We start from the raw sequence: 8,388 nt of genomic DNA on the forward strand, positions 1-8,388 counted from the left end.
GATGAACCCAAACTATTTTTTTAGAAAAATTAGAAAAAATGTAAACTAATAAGAATGAAATATGTACTTTTGTTTTGACTTTTTAAATATATAAAATGGGTTTTTATATTTTTAAAAAATTAAAACCTAAAAAACAATTTTTAGAACCCACCTTTATATATATTATTATAGAAATAAAGAAAGTATTATTCCAATCAAAATAAAGCTCTCGTTTACAGTAGAAATAGTGGTTCGGAAAATAATAAGCAAATCCCATGGTTTCCATCGTGGGCTTTGCTTATTGTATTGTCAGGTTGAGAATGGGATCCAAAAACGAATTTTTAGAGAGTAATATAAGAGGAGTTACATTACTGGATTTATAGTTTTTCTAAAAGCATGGTTCCATATCCATACCCTCCTCCAAATACACTAACCACTATTTTTTCTCCCATTTTAAACATATTCCAGTTTTCTGATAGTCCTATTGCAGATCCGGCAGATCCTGTATTTCCTAAATATTGAATATTAGATATAACCGATTCTGCTTTCATTTCTAATTGTTCCATTACTTTTTTAGAAATTCTAAAATTTGCTTGGTGAGGTATAAAATAAGCCATATCTTTTATAGAATAATTGTTTTTTTCCAATATTTGCTTTGTTATAGAAGACATGTAGTTGCAGGCGTTTAGAAATACGTCTTTTCCGAATGGCATCTGTATTTTTCCGAATGGCATTTTAAGGGTTACAGAGTCGGGTCCATGTCCCGATAAGGCAGCTCCTTTTGTAATTATTTCTTGAACTTTTATACTTGCATATTCATATTCTTTGCATACTAATATAGCAACGGATCCGTCTCCCCAGAGATGCCCTGACACTTTATCTTTTTCATCGTTAAAGGCAGTATTATGCTCTGATATTACGATAAGAGCATTTTGAGATTTTTTGGTTGCGAAGTATCCTTCTACGACTTCCATAGCATTTATAAAAGAAGAGCAAGCGGAAGATATCGTTAACACAATAGAATTCATAGCTTTGAGATATTTTTGTATCCTGTGTGCAAAGGTTCCAATAGTGTCATCGGGGGTATAAGATGCACCAATAATGAGATCTACTTTATCTAATGGAAAAGTTGTTATAGTTGCTAATTTTTTTACCGATTCTATAGCCATAGTGGATGTATTTTCATCTGGGCTGGCTTTTCTTCTTTCCATTATTCCTGTTCTTTCCTTTATCCATTCGTTAGAAAGTCCATTTAATTTTGTAAAATACTCGTTGTTTAAAATGGTATATGGGACATAATGAGCTATATTTTTTATATACATTGTATTTACTTTTTATATATTATTTTTTTATACTCAGGCGTACTCATAACAAATGAATATATTTTTTCTCCTGCCTTATTCGTATAAAATAGATCATAAAAATCTTTTTCAGGAACGTGTTTAGATATTAATAAAATAGGTTCCGGATACTGTCTCGCTAAAAATATATCTGAATAGACAGGAAAAGAGATATTTTTTTGAGTATTACTGAGTAACCCTATTCCGTATAGAGTTTGTATTTTTAGGATTTTTTCATCTTTTTGTTGAAAAAATATTTGTACATCTAGTATTGTATCTCTTAATACTTTATTAGTAAAAGAGAGTATTTTCCAATATACTCCTGATTGAGCAAGGATATTTTCATTTGAAAATGGTATAAATTGGTCGTAAATAGGTGGAATGATTGGTTTTGCATCTGGAGTAATGATTCCTATCTTACCATTTATAGATATTTGTAAATAATTTTCGATTTTTTTGATAGGTTGGTCGTATTTTGGATCTATAATTATGTTTTTTTTCGTATAGTAATATCCTACTTTTTTATCTTTTATGAGAGAAATAAACGAGGTAGTGTCTATTTTTACTATATCGTCGTAAAGAAGTTTTACGACTATTTTTCCTGTTTTGTCTACTATTCCTTTCTTTTTTGTTTTTTCTACCATAAAATATCCTTTGGAAAGATATTGTATATTTTCATAATTATTAGAGAAATAGATTGTTCCGCTCAGATCAAATATTTTAGGGTATTTAGCAAGAGTGTCTTTTTTGGGCTTTATGGGGGTTTTAGTGGTTTTAGTATTTTTTTTAGGGGTTATATTCGTGGTGGTAGTTGAAGTAATAGATGGTTGGTAATAAAATGTTATAAAATGTTCGGGATTTGTTTTAGAATAGGGTTTTGTAAAATCTCCTATAAAGTTTATAGTTTGATCTTTATGAAGTTTGAGAGTAATAGAATTTTCAACAATAACTCCAAATGTATCGGGCAGGTAGAATAGGAAAGTATTTGGGTTAAAAAAAGTCAGGGAATCATATATAAAATGAGTGGGGTTATTTATATATTCTTTTTTTATTACTCCCCATTTATTCTGTTTTTTTAAGAGAATATAATCATTATTACTTATTATTTGTTGAATTTCTTCTTGTATATATTGTTTTTCTTCGGGTGAATATATTTTGTATGTTTTTCCTTGCTTTATTTGAAAATACTTACCCAAAGAACTAATTTTTTGAATATCTCTTTGGATAATAGTAGTAAGAGTGCTGTCAAAAAGAATTTCTGTATCATCGTTATTTACAGCAATAAGAAAATTATTATGTATCGGTTCTATTTCGTCATAGGCAAAAGAAAGGTTTATGGATTCTAAATTTGCTGTTTTTGTTATTTGGTCAAGGGATGCGAGGGCATATTTTTCATTTTGTTTAAATATCCAAAATCCATTTTCATATATAATATCATCATATTGGGGTGGGATAATGACTTTTCCTGAATAGGTTGCAAGTCCTGATTTATTGTTTTCAACTATTTTAATAAAAGTATGGTGTAAAACAGAGACATTTTGGTATATGGCAGGTAATATTGTATGTGCGTTTTCATGTATGACTCCGTATTTTTCTAAAAGTTTTATTTTTATCAATCCATATCCCATATTTTCAGCAATAAAGTTTTTTTCGGGTGTTATTGGTTTTTCATTTCTCAATGTAATGTAGTGATTATTTTTTTTCCATCCTTCTATATATTGGGGTATTTGAATGGGAAAAGAAAAGTATTCAGGTGGAAGAGAGGTGTAGTAAGGAGGTATAATAGTTTTTCCATTTTCATTAATAATTCCATAGAGTCCTTCTCGGGATATGGGTAATAAAAATTCATTTTCTAATCTTTGGAGTTTTTGGATAGAGTCCTTATAAGAAAGTATTTGTGTATAGTTAGAGAAGTATTTGAGATTATAAACGTTTTTATCTAGAGAGGCAAGAAAATCTTTTGCTTTTTTTATAAGATGACTTTTTGGATACTGATTGATAAAGTTTATATAGTCCTGAATATTATTAGATGCTGTGGATATTTCAAATATATTTTTCTCACATTCTTTAGTAAATTCTGTATTGGGATACTTTTTTAAGAATGCTTTATAGCTTTCTATTTTTTTATCTCTGGTAATTTGGTAAAAAAAGAGAGTTTGGTATTTTTTTTCTGCTTGTGGTATTTGGATAGCAAGAGGGTAGGTGTCTATAAAGTATTGGTATGATTCTATTGTATTTTCTTGTTCTGCTTTAGAAAAAGCGAGTTCATTTCTTTTTTTTTCTGCGGCTCCTTTTTGTTGTGAGTTTTGAAAAAAATCTATATAATCTTGAACTGCTTGGAGGGTTCCTATATTGATTGCTCTATCATATCCCATTTTTTCTATTGCAGATTTTTGGGTTAGAAAGAGTTCGGGATTATACCCATCTTCTATAAATTTTTGTTGTGTTTTTTCTTTCAGGAATACCCATAGGCTATCTGCTTTTATAATATATCTATACGATAGATCAATATTATAATTTTCAAAAGATCTGTCTATATAAACCGAAGAAAGTATATAATAGGCAATTGGGTTATTGGGATTATCTTTTAATGCTTCCGCTGTATATTTTAATGCTTTTTTGAAATCTTTTTCACCAAGAGCTTTTTTAGCTTTTCCTATATCATCTGCCAAAAGAGATCCCACCAGTAAATAACATAGAATAGATAAAATAATTTTATAATGATACATATTGTTGAGTGTAATATTTTTTCGTTTTCTTGAATACTTAAATAATTTAATAATGTATAATAATACATTTTATCTATATTTTATGAAATAATATTTTTTATACCCTTTATTCTCTAAATAAATAAAAAAACACTTTCATTTTTTGTAAAAAATATATGTTCGCAAACATATTATTGATCCGTGTGTTCTTTTTCAGTTACTTCGTAGAGCAGTTCTTTAAATAAATCATCTATTGTTACGAGTCCAACGGTACGTGCATATTCGTCTACTACTATTGCGGTATGGATATTTTTCAACTGCAATTCGTTAAACAATACGTTTACTCTTTTTGTAGTGGGAATAAATATTACAGGTTTCATATTTTTTTTCCATTCTACCACGTCATTTTGAATATGCACTATAATATTTTTCACATATAAAACCCCTTGTATATTATCAATATCTTTTTCATAGACAATAATTCTGCTAAAGTTAATATTTTTAATTTTATTTTTAATATTTTCAAAAGATTCGTTTATTTCACAAGAAACAATAGATTCTCTTTTAGACATTATTTTTTCTACGTTTACAGATCCGAAATTAATAACTCCTTTTAACATTATTTTTATTTCTTTATTCTCCCCCATAGAGCTTATTTCTATTGCTCTGTGTAAATCGTTTATGCTAAAAGTATGAGGAGTAATCTTGATTCGTTTTTCAAACCATTTTCCTATATATAGTAGAAAAAAAGAGAGTGGAGTAAATATTTTCACACAGCAGCTAAGAATATTTACAGTCATTCTAGATACTTTAAGATTATTTGCATTTGCATATACTTTTGGAAGAAGTTCTCCGAAAAAAACAATTACAGAGGTGTTGTAAAAAGTAAAAATAGTTACTTCGTATGGGGTCATCTCTCCTTTTAAAAAATTTCTTACTAAAATCGTAGATATAAGTACTATAGATACGTTTACCAAATTATTCATTATAAGGATAGTAGCAAGAATCTTTCTGCTTTCTTGTATGATAAGGATTATTTTTTTATCTCTCGGGCGTGAAGAAGTTTTGCATTCCGCTAATTCTTTTTGTTTGAGAGAAAAAAAGGCTATTTCCATGCCAGATATAGTAGCTGAGCAAACCAACCCTATTAATATACATATAACATATAATACTATCATAATAAAAAAAGTTGTTTTGTGAATTTTAATATATAGGGTATAATAAATATTTACATTTAAAATTAGATATTTTTTTTATCTCATTTATGTTCGTTTTCAAAATATATTTGTAATTATATAATATATTTTATACAACGTAAAAAAATAGTAAAATTAATTTCTTATCATTTTTAATAGGTTACTAATAGTAGATTTCAGTTGTCTTCTGTCTACTATAATATCTAAAAATCCATGTTCTAGTAAGAATTCTGATTTTTGAAATCCTGCTGGTAGTTCTTTACCTATAGTATCTTTTATGACTCTTGCTCCTGCAAAACCTATAACAGAACCAATCTCTCCTATATTAAAATCTCCCAACATTGCGTAAGAGGCGGTTACACCACCTGTTGTAGGATCTGTCAAAACAGATATATAAGGTATTTTGGACTCGGATAGGAGAAATAATTTTGCTGATGTTTTTGCCATCTGCATAAGAGAAAAACTACCTTCCATCATTCTTGCACCACCTGATTTAGAGATAATTATAAGAGGGGTTTTGGTTTTTAAGCAGTAATCTATTGTTCTTGATATTTTCTCTCCTACCACACTTCCCATAGATCCTCCTATAAACATAAAGTCCATGCAAGCAATGGCTACGTTATGATAATCTAGTGTTCCATAAGCACAACGAATGGCATCTTTTAGGTTAGAAGTATCCATAGTTGTTTTTATTCGTTTTTTATAGGGTTGAGTATCTGTAAATTCTAAGGGGTCAGTTGAGTAGATGTTTGTATTCAGTTCTGTAAAATCATTTTTATCAAAGAGTATTTCGAAATATTCTTTTGATCCAATCCGTATGTGAAAACCATCTTCAGGGGATACATAACAATTATTTTTTAATTCTCTTATATGAATAAGTCCGCTCGGGGTTGAACGCCACATACCATCGGGAACATCTTTTTTCTCGTCCGTAGATGTTCTTATTCCTTTATTATTTTTATGAAACCATTCTGTCATAGTGTTTTTTAATTTTTAATGTTGTATAATAAATTGTGATATAGTACATATTTTTATTTTACAAATATTTTCAAATAGAGTGATATGAGTGGAATAGAAAATAAAAAACCATCAAATCTATCTAAAAATCCTCCATGTCCTGGCAATGCATGTCCTGAGTCCTTTGTTTGTAGGCTTCTTTTGAATAGTGATTCTGCTAAATCTCCATAGGTTCCTTTGATAATAATAATAGTAGCAATAATAAGCCAGTCAATAATTCCTATTTGTACATAGAAAAATGAAATACCAAAAGCCATAATATAAGAAAATAAAGCACCTCCCCAAAAACCCTCCCATGTTTTTTTTGGCGATATTCTCGGGAAAAACTTTGTCTTCCCAAAATTAATTCCTACTATATAAGCACCTGTTTCACTGCTCCAAAGTATTAAAAATATACCTAAAGATATCCCCCAATCGTACTCGCCTCTATAAAAACTACAGACATGTAACATACAAATAGGAATTACAATGTATACAATTCCTAAGAACGTTTGTGCTAAACTCATAAAAGGAAATCTATCATTCTTTTTATAAATTTTTGTTATAAAAAGTAATGTTGTTAATAAAAACACAAAATAAAAATACTCTGGAGGTATAGCATCAATAAGATACAAAAATGTAAGCCCGTGTAAAGCAAGACCTATCATGATTCCAATTAAAGCCAGTGGAGTATATCCTCTTAGTTTTACTAAAGAGTAATATTCTCTTTGTAAAAATATGAGAAGTAAAGAAAATAAAATAAAATACGTGTACTTATGAAAAGTTAAAAAAAAGATGATAATCAATGCTCCAAAAATACCAGTAATGAATCTTTGGGTAAAATTATTATACTTATTTATAAAACTTATATATTTTTGATAATTAAAAGATGCCATTTTAATATGTGTTATTGTTTTTCTAATGTGGTAAATAACATTTATAAATTGTATTTTATGTTTTTTTAGGGGATTTTACTCTCTCCTCGTTTTTTTTTTTGTTTTATTTCATTTATAATTTGTTTTTATACTCGTATTACAAAGAAAAACTTATAAATATCTTTTTTCTGTAGATTTTTTATTATATTAGCAAATTGATTCTCAAAAAAACATAATCTCATACGTAATTAAAATATCCTTATATCTATATTTATGACAACAACACCTATTGTATTATATAAACATTCTTTGGAAAGCATTGCTTTTAAGATAGTAGGATCTATTCAAGATGCAGAAGATATTGTACAAGATATATTTTTAAAATGGCTTACTATAGATCAAACGAAGGTGTTAAACACAAAAAACTATCTTATAAAATCGGTAAAAAATGCTTCTCTGAATCATATTCGTAATACTCGTTTTAAAAAAAATACTATACATATAGATGATGTTACCAATATTGGTGATAACGACCCTTTTGAAAAAGACGAAGCTGTAGAAGAAAAAAAATTGTACAAAGCTTTTTCTATATTTTATAATGCCCTGAATCCCATAGAAAGATCTCTTTATATATTAAAAGAAATTTTTAACTATGAGTATAAAGATTTACAAGATATTTTTGGAAAAAAAATTGAAAATTGTAGGCAGATTGTTTCCCGTTCCCGAAAAAAAATAGAAAAAAAAAAAGAGATGTCTCTCAACACAAATATAAAACACACTGCTTTTGAAACATTTAAACAGGCATGTTTTAATAATGATATATCAGAATATATAAATTTACTAAAAGAAGAAATTAACCATAATAAGAATGAACACTCCGAGTAATGTATTATACACAAAAGACCACGAATGGGTAAAAGTAGAGGGAGATATACTATCTGTAGGTATCACTGATTTCGCACAGAATGAATTAGGAGATATAGTATATGTAGAATTCCCCGAAGTGGGGGATAAAAAAAAAGCGGGAGAAGTATTTGGCACCGTAGAAGCAGTAAAAACAGTTTCTGACCTCTTTATGCCTGTAAGTGGAGAAATAATAGAAGTGAATACTCGTCTTAACACCAGTCCCGAACTCGTAAATAAAAAACCATACGAAGACGGATGGATGATCAAGGTGAAAATATCCGATACAAAGGAATTAGATGCATTATTACAAAATACCGATTATCGCCGTTTAATAGAGAAATAAAATAGAAAATACGGGATAGTTTCAAAAACCGATTATAAAACAAAA

At 28.5% G+C, this 8,388-nt stretch carries 7 protein-coding genes; 2 read left to right on the forward strand and 5 right to left on the reverse strand.

What is annotated here, in order from left to right:
• Nucleotides 1-356: 356 nt before the first annotated feature.
• From QM536_08640 to QM536_08660, 5 genes are all read right to left on the reverse strand, one after another.
• Nucleotides 357-1,301, reverse strand: coding sequence for a ketoacyl-ACP synthase III (locus QM536_08640; GenBank protein MDI9357073.1), 945 nt, complete (start codon nucleotides 1,299-1,301; stop codon nucleotides 357-359).
• 5 nt (nucleotides 1,302-1,306) lie between these two features.
• Nucleotides 1,307-4,048 carry a WG repeat-containing protein gene (locus QM536_08645; protein MDI9357074.1) on the reverse strand — a complete coding sequence of 914 codons (2,742 nt, stop codon included), beginning with the start codon at nucleotides 4,046-4,048 and terminating at the stop codon, nucleotides 1,307-1,309.
• 170 nt (nucleotides 4,049-4,218) lie between these two features.
• Nucleotides 4,219-5,205: a CNNM domain-containing protein gene (locus tag QM536_08650; GenBank protein MDI9357075.1), complete on the reverse strand. Its 987-nt coding sequence runs from the start codon at nucleotides 5,203-5,205 to the stop codon at nucleotides 4,219-4,221.
• A gap of 153 nt (nucleotides 5,206-5,358) precedes the next feature.
• Nucleotides 5,359-6,201: an acetyl-CoA carboxylase, carboxyltransferase subunit beta gene (gene accD / locus QM536_08655; GenBank protein MDI9357076.1), complete on the reverse strand. Its 843-nt coding sequence runs from the start codon at nucleotides 6,199-6,201 to the stop codon at nucleotides 5,359-5,361.
• Nucleotides 6,202-6,254: 53 nt separating this feature from the next.
• Nucleotides 6,255-7,115 (reverse strand): phosphatidate cytidylyltransferase, encoded by an 861-nt coding sequence (locus QM536_08660; protein ID MDI9357077.1) that lies wholly within the window; start codon nucleotides 7,113-7,115, stop codon nucleotides 6,255-6,257.
• A 252-nt stretch (nucleotides 7,116-7,367) separates the two neighbouring features.
• On the opposite strand from QM536_08660, the gene QM536_08665 reads away from it, so the two are divergent.
• Entirely contained in the window at nucleotides 7,368-7,979 is a 612-nt protein-coding gene (locus tag QM536_08665; protein ID MDI9357078.1) for a sigma-70 family RNA polymerase sigma factor, read from the forward strand.
• Nucleotides 7,963-8,343, forward strand: a complete 381-nt coding sequence (gcvH, locus tag QM536_08670; protein ID MDI9357079.1) for a glycine cleavage system protein GcvH — start codon at nucleotides 7,963-7,965, stop codon at nucleotides 8,341-8,343. The genes QM536_08665 and gcvH overlap by 17 nt, the downstream gene beginning before the upstream one ends.
• Nucleotides 8,344-8,388: the final 45 nt, after the last annotated feature.

Source organism: Chitinophagaceae bacterium (genome assembly GCA_030053935.1).
Classification (GTDB): domain Bacteria; phylum Bacteroidota; class Bacteroidia; order Cytophagales; family JASGCU01; genus JASGCU01.

Bases quoted from the DNA above. Each gene is read 5' to 3' on its own strand.
- QM536_08640 (MDI9357073.1), bottom strand. From the start codon at position 1,301: ATGTATATAAAAAATATAGCTCATTATGTCCCATATACCATTTTAAAC.
- QM536_08645 (MDI9357074.1), bottom strand. From the start codon at position 4,048: ATGTATCATTATAAAATTATTTTATCTATTCTATGTTATTTACTGGTG.
- QM536_08650 (MDI9357075.1), bottom strand. From the start codon at position 5,205: ATGATAGTATTATATGTTATATGTATATTAATAGGGTTGGTTTGCTCA.
- accD (MDI9357076.1), bottom strand. From the start codon at position 6,201: ATGACAGAATGGTTTCATAAAAATAATAAAGGAATAAGAACATCTACG.
- QM536_08660 (MDI9357077.1), bottom strand. From the start codon at position 7,115: ATGGCATCTTTTAATTATCAAAAATATATAAGTTTTATAAATAAGTAT.
- QM536_08665 (MDI9357078.1), top strand. From the start codon at position 7,368: ATGACAACAACACCTATTGTATTATATAAACATTCTTTGGAAAGCATT.
- gcvH (MDI9357079.1), top strand. From the start codon at position 7,963: ATGAACACTCCGAGTAATGTATTATACACAAAAGACCACGAATGGGTA.